15 protein-coding genes and 1 pseudogene are annotated in these 18,355 nt (G+C 72.6%); 7 read left to right on the forward strand and 9 right to left on the reverse strand.

Annotation, left to right across the window (positions count from 1 at the left end; genetic code table 11):
* The first annotated feature begins 2 nt into the window (after nt 1-2).
* Nucleotides 3-1,214: a trans-sulfuration enzyme family protein gene (locus ACTWQE_RS02325; protein ID WP_443327072.1), complete on the forward strand. Its 1,212-nt coding sequence runs from the start codon at nt 3-5 to the stop codon at nt 1,212-1,214.
* Here the strand turns inward: ACTWQE_RS02325 and ACTWQE_RS02330 are convergent.
* Entirely contained in the window at nt 1,150-2,559 is a 1,410-nt protein-coding gene (locus ACTWQE_RS02330; RefSeq protein WP_443327073.1) for a GNAT family N-acetyltransferase, read from the reverse strand. The genes ACTWQE_RS02325 and ACTWQE_RS02330 overlap by 65 nt on opposite strands.
* Nucleotides 2,560-2,923: 364 nt before the next feature.
* On the reverse strand, nt 2,924-4,504 hold the full coding sequence (locus ACTWQE_RS02335) for an alkaline phosphatase D family protein (RefSeq protein ID WP_443327074.1): 1,581 nt from the start codon (nt 4,502-4,504) through the stop codon (nt 2,924-2,926).
* A gap of 282 nt (nt 4,505-4,786) precedes the next feature.
* Here ACTWQE_RS02335 and ACTWQE_RS02340 point away from each other — a divergent pair, with 282 nt between their 5' ends.
* Entirely contained in the window at nt 4,787-5,212 is a 426-nt protein-coding gene (locus ACTWQE_RS02340; RefSeq protein ID WP_443327075.1) for a VOC family protein, read from the forward strand.
* Nucleotides 5,213-5,268: 56 nt separating this feature from the next.
* On the opposite strand, the gene pdxR is transcribed toward ACTWQE_RS02340, so the two are convergent.
* Nucleotides 5,269-6,708 (reverse strand): MocR-like pyridoxine biosynthesis transcription factor PdxR, encoded by a 1,440-nt coding sequence (pdxR, locus tag ACTWQE_RS02345; protein WP_443327076.1) that lies wholly within the window; start codon nt 6,706-6,708, stop codon nt 5,269-5,271.
* A gap of 47 nt (nt 6,709-6,755) precedes the next feature.
* On the opposite strand from pdxR, the pseudogene ACTWQE_RS02350 reads away from it, so the two are divergent.
* Nucleotides 6,756-7,184: pseudogene (locus ACTWQE_RS02350) on the forward strand (EamA family transporter); the annotation flags it as partial.
* Nucleotides 7,185-7,679: 495 nt separating this feature from the next.
* On the opposite strand, the gene ACTWQE_RS02355 reads toward ACTWQE_RS02350, so the two are convergent.
* Together ACTWQE_RS02355 and ACTWQE_RS02360 are read right to left on the reverse strand one after the other, a co-directional pair.
* Nucleotides 7,680-8,534 (reverse strand): alpha/beta fold hydrolase, encoded by an 855-nt coding sequence (locus ACTWQE_RS02355; RefSeq protein ID WP_443327077.1) that lies wholly within the window; start codon nt 8,532-8,534, stop codon nt 7,680-7,682.
* Between the two features lie 93 nt (nt 8,535-8,627).
* Nucleotides 8,628-9,287: an NADPH-dependent F420 reductase gene (locus ACTWQE_RS02360; RefSeq protein WP_443327078.1), complete on the reverse strand. Its 660-nt coding sequence runs from the start codon at nt 9,285-9,287 to the stop codon at nt 8,628-8,630.
* A 110-nt stretch (nt 9,288-9,397) separates the two neighbouring features.
* Between ACTWQE_RS02360 and ACTWQE_RS02365 the strand changes: the two genes are divergently transcribed.
* Nucleotides 9,398-10,282: an RNA polymerase sigma-70 factor gene (locus ACTWQE_RS02365; RefSeq protein WP_443327079.1), complete on the forward strand. Its 885-nt coding sequence runs from the start codon at nt 9,398-9,400 to the stop codon at nt 10,280-10,282.
* Between the two features lie 11 nt (nt 10,283-10,293).
* Here the strand turns inward: ACTWQE_RS02365 and ACTWQE_RS02370 are convergent, their stop codons facing one another.
* A complete protein-coding gene (locus tag ACTWQE_RS02370) occupies nt 10,294-11,040 on the reverse strand; it encodes an SDR family oxidoreductase (protein WP_443327080.1) in 747 nt (248 codons plus the stop codon).
* 250 nt (nt 11,041-11,290) lie between these two features.
* Between ACTWQE_RS02370 and ACTWQE_RS02375 the strand changes: the two genes are divergently transcribed.
* Nucleotides 11,291-12,055 (forward strand): GntR family transcriptional regulator, encoded by a 765-nt coding sequence (locus ACTWQE_RS02375; protein WP_443327081.1) that lies wholly within the window; start codon nt 11,291-11,293, stop codon nt 12,053-12,055.
* A gap of 303 nt (nt 12,056-12,358) precedes the next feature.
* Here ACTWQE_RS02375 and ACTWQE_RS02380 read toward each other — a convergent pair whose 3' ends face one another.
* Nucleotides 12,359-13,516 (reverse strand): ROK family transcriptional regulator, encoded by a 1,158-nt coding sequence (locus tag ACTWQE_RS02380; RefSeq protein WP_443327082.1) that lies wholly within the window; start codon nt 13,514-13,516, stop codon nt 12,359-12,361.
* Between the two features lie 444 nt (nt 13,517-13,960).
* Between ACTWQE_RS02380 and ACTWQE_RS02385 the strand changes: the two genes are divergently transcribed.
* Nucleotides 13,961-14,410, forward strand: coding sequence for a hypothetical protein (locus tag ACTWQE_RS02385; protein WP_443327083.1), 450 nt, complete (start codon nt 13,961-13,963; stop codon nt 14,408-14,410).
* A gap of 151 nt (nt 14,411-14,561) precedes the next feature.
* Nucleotides 14,562-15,689, forward strand: coding sequence for an NADH:flavin oxidoreductase (locus tag ACTWQE_RS02390; protein ID WP_443327084.1), 1,128 nt, complete (start codon nt 14,562-14,564; stop codon nt 15,687-15,689).
* A gap of 543 nt (nt 15,690-16,232) precedes the next feature.
* Here the strand turns inward: ACTWQE_RS02390 and mug are convergent.
* Nucleotides 16,233-16,799, reverse strand: coding sequence for a G/U mismatch-specific DNA glycosylase (mug, locus tag ACTWQE_RS02395; protein ID WP_443327085.1), 567 nt, complete (start codon nt 16,797-16,799; stop codon nt 16,233-16,235).
* Between the two features lie 5 nt (nt 16,800-16,804).
* Complete coding sequence (gene purB / locus ACTWQE_RS02400) at nt 16,805-18,238, reverse strand: adenylosuccinate lyase (protein ID WP_443327086.1); 1,434 nt, start codon at nt 18,236-18,238, stop codon at nt 16,805-16,807.
* Between the last annotated feature and the right edge of the window lie 117 nt (nt 18,239-18,355).

Consider the following 18,355-nt stretch of genomic DNA (forward strand, 5'->3'; position numbering starts at 1 on the left):
CCATGGAGACGACCGCCGCGACACCACCCCGTTCGCTCGCCACCGAGGCCGTGCACGCCGGCCGCGAAGACCTCGCGGAGCTGGGCCTGCACGCGCCGCCGCTGGATCTGTCCACCACGTACCCGTCGTACGACAGCCGGGCCGAAGCCGCCCGGCTCGACGCCTTCGCCGCCACCGGCGAACAGCTCGACGGCCCCCCGGTCTATGCCCGCCTCGACAACCCCACCACGGCCCGTTTCGAGACGGCCCTCGCACGTCTGGAGGGGACCGAGAGCGCGGTCGCCTTCGCCAGCGGTATGGCGGCGCTGACCGCCTGTCTGCTGGTACGGATCAGCGACGGGCTGCGGCACGTCGTCGCCGTGCGCCCCCTCTACGGCTGCAGCGACCATCTGCTGACCTCGGGCCTGCTCGGCACCGAGGTGACATGGGTGGACCCGGCGGGCATCGCCGGCGCCATCCGCCCGGACACGGGCCTGGTCATGGTGGAGAGCCCGGCCAACCCCACCCTCGCCGAGGCCGACCTGCGGGCCGTCGCCCGGGCGTGCGGGGAGGTGCCCCTGCTGGCGGACAACACCTTCGCCACGCCCGTACTCCAGCGTCCGGCCGAGCAGGGGGCGCGGATCGTGCTGCACAGCGCGACGAAGTACCTCGGCGGGCACGGGGACGTGCTCGGCGGGGTCGTCGCCTGCGACGAGGAGTTCGCGCGGAAGCTGCGGCAGGTGCGGTTCGCCACCGGTGGGATGCTGCATCCCCTCGCGGGCTATCTGCTGCTGCGCGGGCTGTCCACCCTCCCCGTACGGGTGCGGGCCGCCTCGGCGACCGCCGCACAGCTCGCCGAGCGCCTCGCCGCCGATCCGCGCGTGGCCCGGGTCCACTATCCGCGGCTGGGCGGCGCCATGGTGGCTTTCGAGGTCCACGGTGACCCCCACGAGGTGATCGCCGGGGTGCGGTTGATCACCCCGGCGGTCAGCCTCGGCAGCGTCGACACCCTCATTCAGCACCCGGCCTCGATCAGCCACCGCATCGTGGACGCGGGTGACCGCCGCTCCTCGGGAGTGGGGGACCGGCTGCTGCGGATGTCGGTCGGTCTGGAGGGCGTCGAGGACCTGTGGCAGGACCTCGATTCGGCCCTCGGCGCGGGGCGGCCGCTCAGCGCTCGGCCGGCTCGTACGTCCCGCTACGGCGCACCGCCGCCGGCTCGAGCCGGGCGGTGATCACCAGAGTGCCCTCCTCGATCTGGTAGTCGAGCGGGAGACCGAGGCCGCGCATGGCGGCGACCATCCCCGTGTTCGCCGACTGGGTGACGGCGTACACGCTGTCGCAGTGCGCCTCGCCGGCGAGGGCGACCAGCCTGCGCAGCAGCTCCGTGCCGATCCCGCGGCGCTGCCAGTCGTCCTCGACGAGCAGGGCGACCTCGGTCTCGTCGCCGTCCCAGAGGAGATGACCGAGGGCGACGAGCCGCCCCGACGCGGTCTGCACGGCGAGGGTACGGCCGTAGCGGGGGCTGAGCAGGTGCCCCAGGTAACGCTCCGCGTCTCCGACGGGGCCGTGGTAGCGCAGGCTCAGCGTCCGGGAGGAGCACCGGTCGTGCATCTCGCGGGCGGCGGCCAGATCACCGGTATCGGCACGCCGCACGGTGATCTCGTTGCCCTCGGGCAGGGTCAGGACGTCCTGGCTGCCGGGCACCCGCGGTCCGAGCCGCGCGTCCAGCTCGACCAGGGCCCGGGCGCGGGCGAACTCGGTGGGAGTGAAGGGCAGATACGGCCGCTCGATGATGATCCCCCCGCCGGAGGGGTCGCGCAGTCGTATCACGGTGTTCTCCAGGACGCCCTCCTCGGGCACCGGATCGGCGAGCGGCAGCCCGCTGAGGGACTGGGCGGGCCGTGAGCGGATGGTGCAGCGGCCGAGCAACTGACGGAGCGCCAGGGGGAGTTCGGCGGCGTCCAGCGCGGTCCGGGTCGCCAGGTTGAGCACCCGGGTGGGAGCGTCGACCAGGTCATGGGCGTCGGCCCGCTCGATCCAGGTGCCACGGCCTCCGGCCGCGGCGAGCTCCCGGGTGAGCTCGGCGGGTGCCAGGCCGGCCGGGGCCCGCAGCAGGAACTCGTCGGCCGTCCCCTCGGAGAGCGGATGGGTCTGCAGGGTCAGGATGTCCACCCGGTGACGGGCCAGCGCGGTGCACAGGACGGCGAGGCTGCCTGGCTCGTCCCGTACGGTCGTCCGCACCCGCCACAGGGCCGTGCCGCTTGCTTCGGTGTCCGGGCTGCCCGCGGGCACGGCCGGCTCCGCCGCCGGATCGCTGGCCCCCGGAACGTTTCTCCTGTCGCTGTCGCCGGGCGGGGCATGGCTGTGGCGGCGTGCCCACCATGTGTGGAACCCCGCCGTGCCGATCAGGGCGACAGCCGAGGCGATGAGCAGCACGCGCCCGTCCGGACCGTGCGCGATCATGTTGGCGATCGCGTCGGCGACCGCGACGGCGGTGAAGAGGGCGGCCAGTTCAATGAGATCCCGCCGCCAGTGGTGCGGACGGCGGGAGCGCTTCGCGGATGTCACATCAGTCATGGGAACACCATGCCGGACCGGTGTTGCCTGATCACGAACGCTTTGTGACCGATGGGTTAAGGGTGCTATTGGTTGACTAGAGCCCGGTTTCTGCCATTTCCAGCGGGTAGGTCAGCCGCTCGCCCGCCGGGGAGGGCAGCCGGTCCGGGCCCGGAGCAGGGACGTCCACGGCCGGCGGGCCCTGCTCGAGCAGCCGGGAGGAGTCGGCCGTCCGCGGGCTCCCGCCGACCGGCTATCCCGCCCCGGCCGCCCTACCGCCCCACGTACTCCACGGCCCGGCCCGGCAACTCGCCGAGCCCGCGCGGCCGCGCCGCCCACGAGAAGCCCGGAACCCGGTCGGCGAGCGAGGAGGGCGCGCCGGCGCCTACTGCCCCACACGGCCCGGCTCGAGGACCTTGGTGAAGAGCACGGCGCCCCCCTCTTCCTGCAGACGCACCGTCAGCTCACCGCTCTGCCCGTCGATATCGATCTCACCGAAGTGCTGGCCGCCTTCCAGGGGTGAGACGTTCGCACGCGTCGGTGCCTTCACGAACACCTGCTCCGGCCCGAAGGTCCCGTCCGGCTTCACGGCGGGAAAGCCCCCCGCATTGAGCGGTCCCGACACGAACTCCCAGAATGGCGCGAAGTCCTGGAACGCGGCCCGCGACGGGTCGTAGTGCTGCGCCGATGTGTAGTGCACATCCGCGGTGAGCCAGACCGTGCCCGTGATCCCGCGGTGCTTGATGTGCCGCAGCAGATCGGCGATCTGCAGTTCGCGCCCCAGCGGCGCGCCCGGGTCGTCCTGAGCGACCGCCTCGAAGTCCGTCTTCCTGTCGGGGACCACCAGCCCGAGTGGCATGTCGGAGGCGATCACCTTCCACACCGCGCGCGAGCGGGACAGCTCGTGCTTGAGCCACGCCAGCTGCTCGGCGCCCAGGATGCCCTGGGCGTCCTCCGGCTGCCGGCCCGGCGAGTTGGCGTTCCGGTAGGTCCGCATGTCCAGCACGAACACATCCAGCAGCGGACCGTGCCGTACCACCCGGTGGACCCGGCCCTCGCCGTTCGCCCGCAGCGTCGAGACCGGGTAGTACTCGCTGAACGCCCGCCGTGCGCGGGCCGCGAGGACGTCCACCCTCTTCTCGGTGTAGCGGGCGTCGTCCAGGATCTCCCCGGGGTACCAGTTGTTGACGACCTCGTGGTCGTCCCACTGCACGATGCCCGGGACCTGGGCGTTGAAGCGCCGCAGATTCTCGTCGAGCAGGTTGTAGCGGAAGTTCCCGCGGTACTCCGCGAGGGTCTCGGCGACCTTCGACTTCTCCTCGGTGGTGACATTCCGCCAGGTCCTGCCGTCCGGCAGCGTCACGCTCGGCGCGATCGGGCCGTCCGCGTAGATGCTGTCCCCGCTGCACAGGAAGAAGTCCGGGTTCCGGCGGCGCATCTCCTCGAAGATCGGGAAACCGCCGCGGTCCGGGTTGATGCCCCAGCCCTGGCCCGCGAGATCGCCCGACCACAGGAACCGGACCCCGGCGTGACGCCGCGCCGGTGCCGTACGGAAGGTGCCGTACACCGGCTCGCCGGTGCGCCGAGGGTCGTCCGGGTCGGCAAGGACCACCCGGTAGTGGATCTGCTCGCCCGGGGGAAGCCCGTGCAGCGCCGTCGTCCCCGTGAAGTCCGTGCCGGGGCCGACCAGCGGCCCGGCCCGGCGCTGCACCCGGTGGAAGGACTCGGTCGCGGAGGTCTCGACGATCATCCGGGCCGGGCGGTCGGAGCGGACCCACACCAGGCCGGAGGAGGTGGTGACGTCTCCGACCTGGACTCCCCAGCGGGCGGCCGGCCGGCCCGTCAGGGCCTGGGCCGGCGCCGCGCCGCTCAGCGACAGCGACGGCAGAGCAAGCGCGGCCGATGCCCCGGCACCGCCCCGCAGCACCGCCCGCCGCCCCATCTCTCTCCCGGATATCTGTGTCATGGAGAACCTCCCGTTGACCTACGTTGCTCACGTTGCCCGACTGTCCGCGGGGCCGTTCCGTTGCTACCGGGGCGAGATGCCGCCGCGTCGAACGCCCAGTGAATACCGTGCCGTCGGCGTCCCGGAAGTTCCTCGCGCAGCGCGTTCGGGGCACTTCCCGGGCCCTCACGGGCGACCTCGGCCGGGAGCCGTACACCCCACGGCCGATCGCGCCTCGCGATCATCGGGGCTACGGTCGCGGAGAGAGCGCGCAGAGTGCGGGCCCGTACGAGAGGAGCAGGAATGATCGCCGACGGCACCGCGCACATCCGTATAGCCCGCCCGTCGCGGGACCTCGCCGCCGCCGAACGCTTCTGGGCCGACGGGCTCGGCCTGACGGTCCTCTACCGTCACGAGCCCGCGCCCGGCGCACCGCCGGGGGAGCACGCTCTGCTGATGCTCGGTCAGCCGGATGCGGCCTGGCACCTCGAACTGGTGCATGACGCCCGTTCGCCGGTCGAGCCGCGTCCCACGGTCGAGGACCTGCTCGTGATCTACCTCGGCGGAGAGGTGCCCGGCGATCTGGTGCTGCGTCTGGAGAACCATGGAGGCCGCCGGGTCCTGTCCCACAACCCGTACTTGGAGGAGTGGGGCGTCACCATCGAGGACCCGGACGGCTACCGCTTGGTGCTCTCCACCAGGACGTGGTCGAACAGACAGCCGCGCTGACCCGTCGGCCGCGGCCGCATACGGGGGGTGCCGCGCGGAGGGCCTGTGCCCCGGGCCTACGAGGTATCGGCCCCGCGCAGCAGCCGCACCGATCGGACGATCTCGGTCGGCGGCAGATGCGCATAGCCGAGCACCAGCCGCACCGAACCGTCGTCCGGGGCTGGTGTGCCGTAGTCCGACAGCGGACGCACCGCCACCCCCGTGGCAGCTGCCCGCGCCAGGAAGCGCGGCTCGGGCCCGTAGCGGGCCGACAGCCGTACGACGGCATGCAGACCCGCGGCGATCCCGGTGACCACCGTGCCCGGGAAGTGTTCCGTCAGCGCGGCCAGCAGAGCGTCACGCCGCTCGCGGTACGTGCGCTGACAGCGGCGCAGCTGCCGGTCGTAATGGCCGCGCAGGACGAAGTCCGCCAGCAGCGCCTGGTCCAGGGCAGGGTTGCCCAAGTCCATGGTCCGCTTCCGGCTGACGACCTCCTCCATGAGCCGGTCCGGCAGCACCAGCCAGCCGAGCCGCAGACCCGGCGCGAGGGACTTGCTGACGGAACCCGTGTACGCCACGCGCTCCGGGGCGAGACCCTGCAACGCGCCGACGGGAGCCCGGTCGTAACGGAAGTCGCCGTCGTAGTCGTCCTCGACCAGCAGACCGTCCACGGTGCGGGCCCACTCCAGCAGCCGGGTGCGCCGCGGAGCGGAGTAGGCGATACCGGAAGGGAACTGGTGCGACGGCGTGGTGACCACCGCGCGGACGCCGGACGCCGCGAGAGCACCGGCATCCAGCCCGTCGGCGTCCAGCGGCACCGGTACCGCCTCGAGCCCGGCTGCCGCGAACAGCTCACCGTGTTCCGGGCTGCCCGGAGATTCCACGCCCACCGTCCCCTGACCCCGGTCGCGCAGAACGAAGCCGAGGAGCGTCATCGCCTGGGCGACGCCCGAGCAGACCACGACCCGCTCCGGATCGGTCACGACGCCACGGCGGCGCGCGAGCAGTTCGGCGAGAGCCCGGCGCAGCTCCGGGAGACCGCGTGGATCGGGATAGCCGAGAGCGCTGTGCGGCAGCCGGCCCAGCACAGCGCGGTGGGCGGCGGACCAGGCGGCGCGCGGAAAGAGTGTCAGGTCGGGAGTGCCCGGCCGGAAGTCGGCCACCGGACCGGCCGGGGCAGCACGGTCTGCGCGCGCCCGGAGGACGGGCTGCCCGGCGATCGGCCCGACCCAGGTGCCCGCGCCCCGGCTGCTGCGCAGATAGCCCTCGGCCGTCAACTGCTCGTACGCGTCCGTGACCAGTCCCCGCGAGACCCCCAGGTCCGCTGCCAGCTCGCGGCTCGACGGGAGCCGTGTCCCGGCGGCGAGCCGGCCGGACCTCACCGCTTCCCGCAGCGCCGTTTGCAGCCGCAGGCCACGCCGGCGCGGCGGGGCGGAGGCAGCCGGCAGCAACAGCTCCCACGCGGCGGCCCACTGCGCCTCTCCGCTGTCGTCCGAAGTGGTCCCCGAAATGCTCATGTGATTGGACCTTAGGCCGGACCGGCCGTTTTCCTAGCGTCTTTTTCATGACCGCATCCCAACGGCGCGGGGCCCTCCTCGCCGCCTTCGCCTGTGTCCTGGTCGGCGGGTCGTTCTCGGCCAACAGCGTCCTCGGCGACTATCCGCACGCCGGTGGCCAGGCCTTCCGCTACGGCCTTGCCTGCCTCCTCCTGCTGGGCCTGCTCGCGCTGGACTCCCGCCGACCCGGGGCCGGGCCGATCACGGCACCGTTGCGCTCGCTGACCACCCGTCAGTGGGGTCGGCTGGCCGCACTCGCCGCCGTCGGCATGGTCGGCTTCAACCTTGCCGTACTGGCCGCCGAGCGCAGCGCCGAACCGGCCGTGCCCGGTGTCCTCGTGGGTTGTGCCCCGATCGTCGTGGCGGTCATCGCCCCTGCCTTGGAGGGGCAGCGCCCCACGCCGCCGGTCCTCTGCGGTGCGCTGCTGGTCGCGGCCGGGGCGTTCACCGTCCAGGGCTGGGGCCGCACGGACCTGGCCGGGCTCGCCTGGTCCCTCGGCGCCCTGGCGGGTGAGGTCGGCTTCGCGGTGCTCGCCGTGCCCGTACTGCGCCCGCTCGGGCCGAAGCTGCTGTCCACCGTGGTCTGCGGAGTCGCGGCGGTCGAGTCCGCAGCCCTCGGCCTGGTCCTCGACGGTCCGGGAGGCTTGCTGCCCCTGCCCGGCCCCGGGGAGGCGGTGGCTCTGGTGTGGCAGGCCGGGATCGTCACCGTGCTCGGCTTCGTCTGCTGGTACGTCGGGGTCCAGCGGATCGGCGTCGGGCGCGCCACGCTCTTCTCCGGACTGATCCCGGTGTCCGCCGCGCTGAGTGCGCCGCTCGTCGGTACGGGGGCATACGGGACCGCGCAGGCGGTGGGCAGTCTGCTGGTCGGCGGGGGAGTGGCTCTGGGCTCGGGGGTCCTGGCCTCCGGTGGTCCCGGCTCGCCCGGTCGGAGGTCAGACCGCGGGGACGGGCCTGCTGCCGTCGAGGAGGACGCGCGCGACCAGCGCCGGATCGTCGCTCATCGGGACATGGCCGCAGCCCCGGAGCCGTACGAGACGGGCGCCGGGGATGGCGTACTTGGCGCGGATTCCCTGTCTGCCCACCAGGACCCGGTCGCGGGTGCCCCAGGCGATGGTGACCGGCACGTCCGGGACGTCATCGGTCAACAGCACACCACGGCCCTCCGCGAGAGTGGCGCCGAAGCCGGTCGCCTTGCGCAGCGCCAGGGTCTCGGCGACCGCCCCTTCCGGTGAACGCCGCCCGGGGCGGGCGTAGATGGTGCTGACGAGCAGTGCCCGGCCGGCGGTCGTCCGGGCCAGCTGTTCCACGACGGGCGGCGGAAGCAGCCGTGCTCCCAGGTGCATACCGCGCAGCACGCCGAAGGCGTACCGGCGCTCGGCCTCGCTCCAGAACCCGCCCGGGGAGAGGGCCGTCACCGACCGTACGAGCTTCTGCCGGCCCAGCTCGAGGGCGATCATGCCGCCCATCGAGTTGCCCGCCACATGCGGCCGTTCGATCCCCAGCTCCTCGCACAGCGAGCCGAGCGCGGGCACGACCGTCGACAGGGAGTGGGAGACGCCGTCCGGCAGAGCGGGCGACTCGCCGAATCCGGGCAGGTCCACCGCGACGACATCACGCTCCGTGGCGAGGGTGTCCAACACCGGGTCCCACGCCTGGCGGTGGTGGCCGATGCCGTGGAGGAGCAGCAGGGGTTCCCCGTTGCCGCGCCGCTCGTAGGCCATGGGCACCCGGTGCGCTCCGGCGGAGGCGTCGAGCGTGACGGAGACCGTGGCCACCGTTGCGGGCATGGGGATCGCTCCTCGTCGTGGGGCACTCGAGCCATGGACACTCAAGCGATGAGACGCAGTGTCAACAAGAATTACCGCCCAGTAGCCCGGAGTTCAAGAGGCTGAACCCTGGCGCATCTCGTAGTTGAAGAAGGGATGCCCGAACTTCTGCATCAAGGTGATCCAGAACGGCATGAGCATCTCGGTGCAGCGGGCCGTCGCGATGCCTCCCAGGTCGATCACCCGCTCGGGCGGCCAGCCGAACTCGCCCACCAGTGCCACGGTGGCGGACTTCGCCTCCTCGTCGTCACCGCAGATGAAGAGCTGATGGTCGCCCGGCACCAGGCCGGGGTCCACCATCACCTGGCAGTTGACGGTGTTGAGGGCCTTGACGACCCGGGCGTCGGGGAACGCGCGCTGGATCTGTGCGCCGACGCTGTCGTTCTCGACGGGCGACAGCCGCAGCCGTCCTTCCTCGAAGGCCAGCGGATTGCACACATCGACCAGCAGCTTGCCGGCGAGGTTCCCGGCGCCCGCCGCCTCCAGCGCGGTGAGTGCCACCCGGCCGTTGACACCGTTCACCACCGCCTGGCCGAAGGCGGCCGCGTCGGCGAACGTCCCCGCGGCCGCGCGGGCGCCTGCCTCGGCCGCCCAGGCGCGCGCCCGCTCGTTCTCCTTGGTGCGGGAGCCCAGAACCACCTCGTGGCCGAGCTCGACCAACTTGCCCGCGAGCGTGCGGCCCACATCGCCCGTGCCCAGTACGCCGTACTTCACAGCACCTCCTGTGACGGGCCGCCGCCCGTCGGCGACCGCCTGCTCATTGTCATGTGCGGTCCCGCGATTCCGTCTGGACACGGCCGCGGTCGTTCGGGTGGGATGGAACAGTGGTCACCGATTCCGCGACGGATGTCTTCGAGGAGCACCGCCCCGTACTGACCGGGGTCGCGTACCGGATGCTCGGCAGGATCGCCGACGCCGAGGACGTGGTGCAGGAGGCGTGGCTGCGCTGGTCGGGCACCGACCGCGAGGGGGTGCGCGAACCACGCGCCTACCTCGTGCGCATCACCACCCGGCTCGCCATCGACCGGCTGCGCCAGGTGCAGTCCCGGCGCGAGACGTACGTGGGGCCGTGGCTGCCCGAGCCCATCGCCACCGACTACGCGGAGACCGTCCCGGACGCCGCCGAGCGGGTCGCGCTCAGCGAGTCCGTGTCGCTCGCCGTGCTCGTCGTCCTGGAGTCCCTCTCACCACTGGAGCGCGCGGTGTTCGTGCTCCGCGAGGCCTTCGGGTTCCCCTACGCCGAGATCGCCGCGGCCCTCGAACGCGGCGAGCCTGCCGTACGCCGGCTGGCCGGCCGGGCGCGGCGGCACGTGGAGGAGCGCAGACCGCGCTTCCCCGTCGACCCGGACCAGCAGCGCGACCTCACCGAACGGTTCCTCGCCGCCGCGACCGGCGGCGACCTCCAGGCGCTGCTGACGATGCTGGCTCCCGACGCCCGGCTGGTGGCCGACAGCGGTGGCAAGGCCAAGGCGCCCCTGCGTGCCCTGGAGACCGGCGCCAAGGTCGGCCGCTTCCTCGTCGCCGTCGCCCAGCAGCCGCCCCAGGACATGGAAGCCATGTTCCGGGAGATCAACGGCGTCCCCGCGCTGCTCGTCCTCTCGGGCGGGAAGCCGGACACCGTCCTCTGGCTGGACGTCGCCGAGGACGGACGGGTCGCCTGCGTGTACGTCCAGCGCAACCCCGACAAGCTGGCCGCGGTGGCTCCCTGAGCCGCCGGCCGTTACAGACCGCCCGCGACGCGCAGGACGGCGCCCGTGGTGTACGAGGCCTCCGGGGAAAGCAGCCAGGCCACCGCGCCCGCGACCTCGTCCGGTTCACCGGGACGGCGCATCGGCACCCGGTCCGGGGCGCGCCAGGGCCGGTCCGGGTCGCCCATCGACGCGTGGATACCGGTGAGGATCATTCCGGGCTGGACCGAGTTGACCCGGATCCCCTCGGCGCCCAGTTCCTTGGACAGGCCGATCGTCATCGCGTCGACGGCGGCCTTGCTCGCGGCATAGTGCACATACTCGCCGGGGCTGCCGGTCGTCGCCGCGCCCGAGGAGATATTGACGATCGCCCCGCCCCGGCCTCCGTACCGGGTCGACATCTCCCGCACCGCCCGGCGTGCACAGAGCAGCGCGCCGGTCACATTGACGTCCACCACCCGCCGCAGCACTTCGGGGGCGGTGTCGGCGAAACGGCCCAGGGGCCCGGTGATCCCGGCGTTGTTGACCAGCCCGGTGACCGGGCCCAGCCTCTCCTGCACGGTGTCGAACAACGCGTCGACCTGCTCCTCGACGCTGGTGTCCAGGCGTACGGCCACGCTCTGCGACCCCGCCGCCCGCACGGCGGCCGCGGTCTCCTCGGCCGCGTCCCCGGCCCGCTCGTAGCCGATGCCGATCCGGTGCCCGGCGCGGGCCAGCCGTACGGCGACGGCCGCTCCGATTCCGCGGCTGCCACCCGTCACGACTGTGACCTGGGCCATCGTCCCGTTCCTCCCCCGGCGGCGGTGAGCGAGGAGGTTACACCGCGCCATGTCCCGGACACCTCCGGCGGGCTTCGCGAACGCCGGATGAACGCTGTGCGGCAAGGGCCCCCGGGCACCGGGACGGGATCGAGGATTGGTCTTGACCAAGGGTGGGTGCCGTCCTATGGTCGCAGGGTTAGTGCAAGGACCTTTAATAAACAAGGGCGCGGAAATTCCCGCTGGAGACACGGCGATTGCGGAGGACAGGGTGGGGACGACGCAACTCGAATCGGTGCCCGAACCGAAGTACTGGCACCTGAAGACCGTGCTCAGCGAAGCGCTGGACTCGGATTTCGCGGTGGGCGAGGTGCTGCCCAACGAGCGCGAGCTCGCGGCCCGGTTCGGAGTCGCCCGCGCCACCTTGCGGCAGGCTCTGGAGCAGCTCGAACTCGAAGGCAGGCTGCAGCGCAGGCGTGGCGTGGGCACGACGGTGGCGCCGCCCCGGATGGGCGTGGCGGTCGGCGCGGAGACCGATGTGTGGCCCGGCGCGGGTGACGACGCCTGGCAGCCCGTCGCCTGTGAGGAGACGACCCCTCCGGCCGCGGTCGCCCGGCTGCTGGACACGGATCCGGACGAGCAGGTGCACACCGTCCGGCGCAGCCGTATGACGCACGGCCAGCCGGTCGCGGCCGAACTGCTCTACGTCCCGGCCGGCTCCGTCCCGGGCCTCACGGCCATCGGCGCACCCACCGGCGCAGCGCATGCCCGCGCCGTCCTGCGCGAACTGCAGCGGCTTGAACTCGAAGGCCAGGACCGGGCGGTGGAGCTGGGCTCGGCCAGCGCCGAGGACGCCAAGCAGCTGGACCGGCTGCCCGGTGCGCCCGTCCTGGTGCTCACCACCCGTTACGTCGCCGAGGGCCGCACGGCGGCGGTGGCCGTGGCCACGTACCGCGCGGACACCTGCCGGCTCACCTTCGGCGAGACCGGCTCGGTGCAGATCACCGATGCGGGAGAGGACCGCCGCGCGTCCTGAGGCCGCGCCCCCCGAAGCGGTGCGTCCCGTGAAAGCGGGGGCCGTCGGCCCTGGCATGCGCCGGCAGTCCCGGCATGTGCCGACTGCCCCGGTGTCTGCGAGGCCGCGAGGGCAGCCTGCGCCCGCGGGGTGTCGTACGGTCCGGCTCGGAGGCGGTGGGGTACGGCTCGGCGCTCGGGCGGTCACGGGCGCTGCGAGCTTCTCGGTGCCACGGGGGCGGAGGCGCGGGCGTACGGCCCGCGGGGTAGGTGAAGGAGGCGGTTCAGAGGCTGCCGTTTCTCCCAGCCCTGTGACGGGGGCGGTTCAGAGGCGGGCGTTCACCGGGCCCTGGACGGCGAAGAGTTGTTCCTCCACATGGTCAAGGGCCAGCCGTAGCGCCCCCGTTGCCACGGCGGCCTCACCCAGCTTCGACAGCTCCACCCGCGGGGGCCGCAGACAGTAGCGCACCAGCTCGTCCCGCAGCGGCCCCAGTACGCCGTCCAGGCCCGCCGCCCAGCCGCCCACCACGACGAGCTCCGGGTCGAGGGCCAGGACGAGCGCCGCCACGTCGTGGACCAGCCGCTGGATGAACCGTTCCACGGCGTCGCGGGCCCGTATGTCGCCTTGCCGCGCACGTTCGAACACCCGCGCCACCGCTGTCTCGTCGAGCGGGTGGAGGGGCTCCCCGGTGGTGGAGAGGACCTGCTCCGGCGCGGCCTCGCGCCCGAGCAGGTGCAGCGCGCCTATCTCCCCGGCCGCGCCACCGTAGCCGCGGTGCAGCCGGCCGCCGATGAGCGACCCCGCGCCGGGACTGAGCCCGGCCAGGACGAACACCAGATCGTCGGAGTCGGCTCCCGCGCCCTTCCAGTGTTCGGCGAGCGCGGCGGCGTTCGCGTCGTTCTCCACCAGCACGGCGCAGCGGAAGGACCGCCGCAGCCGCTCGCCGAGCGCCAGCCCCGTCCACCCCGGCAGCGCGGTGCTCAGCCGTACGGTCCCGCCGGTCTCCACGATGCCCGGTGTGCCCACGCCGACCGCGCGCAGCGAGCTGCGAGCCACGCCGGCACGGCGCAGCAGATCGGCCACCGCCGCGCGCACCCGCTCCAGCCGCTCGTCGGCCGACGCCGTCTCGGGAACCTCGCGCACGGCGGAGCCCAGCACGTGGCCGTCCAGGTCGGAGAGCAGCGCCGCGACCCGGTGCGGGCCGATCTCGACGCCCAGAAGGTGCCCGGCCTCGGCATGGAAGCGGAAGCGCCGGGCGGGCCGGCCCTGGCGGCGCGTTCCGCCCTCCTCGGGTGCCACCTCCGTCACCAGGCCGTTCCCGGCCAGCCCTTCGACGACCCCTTCGACGGTCGGCCGTGAGAGGCCGGTGACGCGCACGAGGTCGGTCAGGGTGGCGGACCCGCCGTCCCGCAGGGCGTACAGCACCACCGCCGAGTTGATTCGTCGCAGCAGGGATGGATCCCCGCCGGTGAGCCGCCCCAAGGCCGGCCTCCCTACTGTGCGTGTGTGCCGGGATCGTAGCCGCTGGGCCGCGGTGCGGCGAGCGTCCCCGTCCTCCGGCGCCGGGAGGCGCTCGAAGCGGTCCTGACGCGCTGCCCGGAGCGCTCCGGGAGCCGACGGGGACTCAACCAGCCGGAGACCGGTCGCTCGGGGCGGGCTGACCGGGAGCGACGAACCCCGACTCGTACGCGGCCATCACCGCCTGGTGCGGTCCCGCGCCCCGAGCTTCGCCGGCACGGCGCTGACGTGCGACGTCACTGCCTCCCCGCCGAGCACGAGCTCGGCGGCGATCTCGCAGGCGATGGGGGAGCGGCATACGCAGCCGGCCGGAGAGGGCGGTCGCCCTCCGCAGGGGGCAGCCGGGGCCGGGAGCATCGGACGCCTGACGGGACCTCAATTGTCAGAGGGGCGGCGTTTACTGACGGCATGACCACCGTGGAACAGCTCGCCGTGCTCGACCGACTGCGTGCCCGGCCCTTCCCGGAGCGGCCCGGGTGGTCGGACGGCATCTGGAGCGGGCCCGGCTGTCACATCGCCGACCTCCGGCTCAGTGAGGACTTCTGGGAGGACGACGGGACACGCCGGCGGGAGGTGATGGAGCAGTTCGAGGCCGAGTGCCAGGCGCTGGTCATGCTGCTGACCCGGAGGTGGGGAGCGCCCGAAGTCCTCGACCTGACCGGTCACCTGGAGCGCTCGATGGAGGGGGAGCCGGTCGCGGAGCCGCTGCTCTCGCTCTGCGGGTATGTCGTCGAGATCCATGCCTGGCGGATCGACGGCCGGTGGATCGGGATCGGCGTCGGGCAGCAGGACAAGGAACTGCCGTTCCAACTGGTCGTCGCGGTCGGGGAGGGGGACGTGGGCTCCGTTCCCGGGTGAACGGCCCTCACGCCGTCGGTGTCCAGCGCGTGTCCGGGATCACATAGCAGCTCGCCGACGGGCGGAATGCCGTGACCGCCGGGACGGTTGACCCCTACACGTATTCAATTGCATGTGCACATACCGTGTGGTACCTACGAGGAGCAGCCCCGTGAGCGTCACTACGTCCTCCGCATCCCGCGCGGCCGAGATCCTGTCCCGGCCCGTCGCGCTGAACGGCCTGACCGTCCCGAACCGCATCGTGATGGCGCCGATGACGCGCATGTTCTCCCCGGGCGGCGTCCCCGGTGAGGACGTGCGGTCGTACTACGCCCGCCGCGCCGCCGCGGGTGTCGGCCTGATCGTCACCGAAGGGACCTACGTCGGCCACGAGTCGGCCGGGCAGAGTGACCGTGTGCCGCGGTTCCACGGTGAGGAGCAGCTGGCGGGGTGGGCGAAGGTCGCCGAGGACGTGCACGCGGCGGGCGGCACGATCGTGCCGCAGCTGTGGCACATCGGCATGGTGCGCAAGCAGGGCGACCCGCCCTACGCCGACGCCCCCGCCGTCGGCCCCTCCGGCATCCGCGTCGACGGCACCGAGGGCACCGGCAAGGCGATGACCCAGCGTGACCTGGACGACGTCATCGGCGCCTTCGCCGAGGCCGCCGAGGCCGCCGAGCGCATCGGCTTCGACGGCGTCGAACTGCACGGCGCCCACGGCTACCTCCTCGACCAGTTCCTGTGGGCGGGGACGAACCGCCGTAGCGATGCCTACGGCGGCGACCCCGTGGCCCGTACGAACTTCGCGGCCGAGATCGTGGCCGCGGTCCGCGAGACCGTCTCGCCCGACTTCCCGGTGATCTTCCGCTACTCGCAGTGGAAGCAGGAGGCCTACAACGCCAGGCTCGCCGAGACCCCGGAGGAGCTGGAGGCGATCCTGACCCCGCTCGCCGCGGCCGGCGTCGACGCCTTCCACGCCTCCACCCGCCGCTACTGGCTCCCGGAGTTCGAGGGCTCGGACCTGAACCTGGCGGGCTGGACCAAGAAGCTCACCGGCAGGCCCACCATCACCGTCGGCTCGGTCGGCCTCGACGGCGACTTCATCCGCAGCTTCAAGGGCGAGGGCGCCCCGGTCCAGGGCATCGACAACCTCCTCGACCGCATGGAGCGCGACGAGTTCGACCTGGTCGCCGTCGGCCGCGCCCTGCTCCAGGACCCGGAGTGGGCGGCGAAGGTCCTGGGGGACCGGTCCGAGGAGCTGAAGCCGTACAGCGCGGCGGCGCTGAAGACGCTGAGCTAGCGCTCTGACCCGGAAGGTTCACCGGCTCGCGACGCCCGGCACAACACTCCCCCAGCTACCGCTGGGTGGGGGTCCCACGGCCCAAGGCTGGGGGAGTGCCCCCACGCTGCGTTGTCGGAGTCACCCGGGTACGCCCCTGGCCTTCGGCATGGGGGACCCCAGTACGAGGGCAATCTCCCCCGGACTCCCTCCGCGGGCACCCCACCGCCGTGCGATGCACCGCACCGGACGCCGCGAGCTTCCCGGCAACCGTCCCGGTCGCAGCACTGGGCGGCTTCGTCCGGTCGCGCTCGACCAGCGTCCGCCTGCCAAGAGCCGTCAGGCCGGCATGACGGTGGGACATGAAGGCCTCCGTGCGGTGAAGAGTTCGACACCTTCACCGCACGGAGGCCTTCGCCATGATCAAGCCCCACGCATGTGTCACCAACGCTCGTGATGAGTACACCTGGTGTCCTGCGCCGGAAATCCTGGGCGATATGTTCCGCCTGAGGAGTTGCAGATGCGGTCGGCGGTCTTGGAGCCACGAATTCCGGTGCCTTCCCGCTAGCCGTCCGGATGAGGCTCCGCGGCCTTCTCCGCGTCCGCCGCCGCGCGCAGCCTGCCGAACTCCTCCGCCATCGCCTTCGGCGTCCAATGCGCGTTCAGGCCGCTGGGATTGGGGAGCACCCAGAGCCGCGTGCGGCCGATCGTACGGTCCTGCGGGCCGATCCGGGCGTGCCGGTCACCGAAGGCGACCCGGTAGGCGGTCACCCCGACCACGGCGAGCCACGTCGGCTCGTACCGCAGCACCTTCTCCTGGAGGACGCGCCCGCCCTCGCGCAGCTCCTCGTCGGACAGTTCGTCCGCGCGCGCCGTCGTACGGGCGGCGACGTTCGTGATGCCGAGCCCGTACGTCAGCAGCTCGCGCTGCTCGGAGGGGTGCAGCCGGCGGGGGGTGAAGCCCGAGGCGTGCAGCACCGGCCAGAAGCGGTTTCCCGGCCGTGCGAAGTGATGCCCGGTCGCCCCCGACATCAGGCCTGGGTTGATCCCGCAGAACAGCACACGCAGACCGCCCGCGATCACATCCTCGATGGTGCGGTCGCGGGCGGCCTCCAGCTCTTCGGGCGTCATCCGCGTCAGAGGATCGCCCCGGGCGCGTAGGCCGCCGCCTCCGGGTGCCGCGCCACGATCTCCTCGATGCGCCGGACGACTGCGGCGACCTGGCCGGCGGCGGCGCCGGTGAAGGACAGCCGGTCGGCCATCAGCGCGTCCAGCTGCGCCCGGTCCAGCGGCATCCGCTCGTCCTCGGCGAGCCGGTCCAGCAGCTCGTTGCGCTCGACGCCCTTCTCGCGCATGGCGAGGGCGGAGGCGACGGCGTGCTCCTTGATGACCTCGTGCGCGGCCTCCCGGCCGACGTCGGCCCGGACGGCCGCCATGAGGACCTTGGTGGTCGCGAGGAAGGGGAGGTAGCGGTCCAGCTCGCGGGCGACGACGGCGGGGAAGGCACCGAACTCGTCGAGCACGGTCAGGAAGGTCTCCAGAAGCCCGTCGAAGGCGAAGAAGGCGTCCGGCAGCGCGACCCGGCGGACCACGGAGCAGGAGACGTCGCCCTCGTTCCACTGGTCGCCCGCCAGCTCCCCGGCCATCGAGGCGTAGCCGCGCAGGATCACCGCGAGGCCGTTGACGCGCTCGCAGGACCGGGTGTTCATCTTGTGCGGCATCGCGGAGGAGCCGACCTGGCCCGGCTTGAAGCCCTCGGTCACCAGCTCGTGCCCGGCCATCAGCCGGATCGTCTTCGCCAGTGAGGAGGGCGCGGCGGCCAGCTGCACCAGCGCGCTCACCACCTCGTAGTCCAGCGAGCGGGGGTAGACCTGGCCGACCGAGGTGAAGGCGTGCGAGAAGCCGAGGTGGGTGGCGACCCGCTGCTCCAGCTCCGCCAGCTTCTCCTGGTCGCCCCCCAGCAGATCCAGCATGTCCTGCGCCGTGCCGACCGGCCCCTTGATTCCCCGCAGTGGGTAGCGGCCGAGGAGGTCCTCCACCCGGCTGTACGCCACGAGCAGCTCGTCCGCCGCGGTCGCGAAGCGCTTCCCGAGCGTGGTGGCCTGCGCCGCCACATTGTGCGAACGGCCCGCCATCACCAGCTCGGCGTGCTCGGCGGACAGCTTCCCGAGGCGGGCCAGCACGGCGACCGTACGGTCCCGCACCAGCTCCAGGGAGAGGCGGATCTGCAGCTGCTCCACGTTCTCGGTGAGATCCCGGGAGGTCATACCCTTGTGGACGTGCTCATGCCCGGCGAGGGCATTGAACTCCTCGATACGGGCCTTCACGTCGTGCCGGGTGACCTTCTCGCGCTCGGCGATCGAGGCCAGATCGACCTGGTCGAGGACGCGTTCGTAGTCGGCAAGGGCCTGCTCCGGCACCTCGATGCTGAGGTCCTTCTGCGCACGGAGCACGGCGAGCCACAGCCGCCGCTCCAGCGTCACCTTGTACTCGGGGGACCACAGGACGGCGAGCTGCGCTGACGCGTAGCGGCCGGCCAGAACGTTCGGAATGCGGGGCTTGGAGGTCACGTGGCCTGATTCTACTGGCCGTCGCCGCAGGCCAGCGCCCGGCCTGGTCACAGCCCCGGCCCTGACCGCGCTTCGATCCTGGCTGCGCCCCGATCCTGGCCGCGCCCGTCCCGCCGG

It is taken from the genome of Streptomyces sp. 8N706, from assembly GCF_052245415.1.
Lineage (GTDB): Bacteria > Actinomycetota > Actinomycetes > Streptomycetales > Streptomycetaceae > Streptomyces.

What these genes read in the sequence shown, in the direction of transcription:
- pdxR (WP_443327076.1), bottom strand. Translation starts at nt 6,708, where the DNA reads ATGAGCATTTCGGGGACCACTTCGGACGACAGCGGAGAGGCGCAGTGG.
- ACTWQE_RS02385 (WP_443327083.1), top strand. Translation starts at nt 13,961, where the DNA reads ATGACCACCGTGGAACAGCTCGCCGTGCTCGACCGACTGCGTGCCCGG.
- ACTWQE_RS02335 (WP_443327074.1), bottom strand. Translation starts at nt 4,504, where the DNA reads ATGACACAGATATCCGGGAGAGAGATGGGGCGGCGGGCGGTGCTGCGG.
- ACTWQE_RS02325 (WP_443327072.1), top strand. Translation starts at nt 3, where the DNA reads ATGGAGACGACCGCCGCGACACCACCCCGTTCGCTCGCCACCGAGGCC.
- mug (WP_443327085.1), bottom strand. Translation starts at nt 16,799, where the DNA reads ATGACGCCCGAAGAGCTGGAGGCCGCCCGCGACCGCACCATCGAGGAT.
- ACTWQE_RS02370 (WP_443327080.1), bottom strand. Translation starts at nt 11,040, where the DNA reads ATGGCCCAGGTCACAGTCGTGACGGGTGGCAGCCGCGGAATCGGAGCG.
- ACTWQE_RS02340 (WP_443327075.1), top strand. Translation starts at nt 4,787, where the DNA reads ATGATCGCCGACGGCACCGCGCACATCCGTATAGCCCGCCCGTCGCGG.
- ACTWQE_RS02355 (WP_443327077.1), bottom strand. Translation starts at nt 8,534, where the DNA reads ATGCCCGCAACGGTGGCCACGGTCTCCGTCACGCTCGACGCCTCCGCC.
- ACTWQE_RS02330 (WP_443327073.1), bottom strand. Translation starts at nt 2,559, where the DNA reads ATGACTGATGTGACATCCGCGAAGCGCTCCCGCCGTCCGCACCACTGG.